Annotated in this window: 1 protein-coding gene and 1 pseudogene; one reads left to right on the top strand and one right to left on the bottom strand. The window is 70.2% G+C overall.

Annotated features, from left to right (window positions below; translation table 11 throughout):
- On the bottom strand, nucleotides 1–265 hold a 265-nt coding region (locus ACFXKA_RS43045), incomplete at its 3' end, for an alpha/beta fold hydrolase (RefSeq protein WP_379431919.1).
- A 218-nt stretch (nucleotides 266–483) separates the two neighbouring features.
- Between ACFXKA_RS43045 and ACFXKA_RS43040 the strand changes: the two are divergent.
- Nucleotides 484–1,181, top strand: a pseudogene (locus tag ACFXKA_RS43040) (hypothetical protein); the annotation flags it as partial.

Here is a 1,181-nt window from a genome sequence, read left to right as displayed (position 1 = left end):
GGACGATGTCGACCACCATGTCGACGTTGTCCCGCAGAGTGACACCGGCCAGCGTCGACGGCTCGGCCGCCCACGCGTCGAGATCCTGCGGGGCCTGGTAGGCGACCGGATACTGCGCGTCGAACCCGTGCCCCGGCAGATCGACCGCGAAGCTGCGGTGCCCGAGGAGCGCCAGCTCCCGCTGGATCGGGGCCCACATGAAGGAGCTGCTGCACGAGCCGTGGACGAGTACGAACGTGGGGCGGGCGTCGTCGCCGGAAGGCATGGGGATCAGTCCAATTCAACGGAGGCGGAAGGTCGGGGAGTCGGGGAGTCGGGGAGTCGGGGAGTCGGGGAGTCGGGGAGTCGGACGAGCGTATCGACGGCCGGGCGCCGTATCCGTACTTTGGTCGGCCGAGCGGTGCCGACCAGCCATACCTTGGGCGGAAACGCTTGTACAGAAGGCGGGTTACCGGCCCCGGGCCCCGTTCCTAGCGTTGAGGAATGACAGCCGAGACGACGAACGACTCCGGTCCGGACTCCCCGCCGACAACCGCCGCCGCGCCCCCGGCCGTGGCTCCTCGCGGGGCCGTACGGCCCTCGGAACGAGCGCTCGCGCCCGATCTCGCCCGCGGGCTCATGCTGCTGTTCATCGTGCTGTCGAACACCGCGTTCCATCTGTGGGCATCGCGGTACGGCCCCTCGGGCTGGCAGCCCGTGAACGGGGGCCCGCTCGACCGGGCCGTCCAGTTCACCATGATCACCACCCTGGACCTGCGGATCTATCCACTCTTCGCCTTCCTCTTCGGCTACGGGATGACGCAGCTGTTCCTGCGTCAGAAGGCGGCGGGCACCGCAGAGCGCGATGTCGTCAGGATCCTGCGCAGGCGCGGTCTGCTGCTGATCGTCATCGGCCTGCTCCACGCCGGCCTGCTGATGGCGGGCGACATCGTCGGCTACTACGGCCTGTTGAGCCTCGCCCTCGGCTGGCTCTTCCTCAGGCGCGGCGACCGCGCGCTCAAGTGGTGGATATGGATCGGGGCGACGCTGATGGCGATCAGCGCCGCGCAGCCGATCGTGACGGTGCTGCTCCAGGGCGATCTGGGCGCCGTGGGCGACGCCGGCGCGGAACCGGGCGCCGAGGCGTACGCGGCGGGCGAGGAGAGCTGGCTCGCCGCGGCCGGTACCCGTGTGGTCACCGG

The organism is Nocardia sp. NPDC059228 (assembly GCF_042754245.1).
Classification (GTDB): Bacteria; Actinomycetota; Actinomycetes; order Mycobacteriales; family Mycobacteriaceae; genus Nocardia.
Note: the sequence above shows the minus strand (reverse complement) of the source record. Positions and strands in the feature narration are given on the sequence as shown.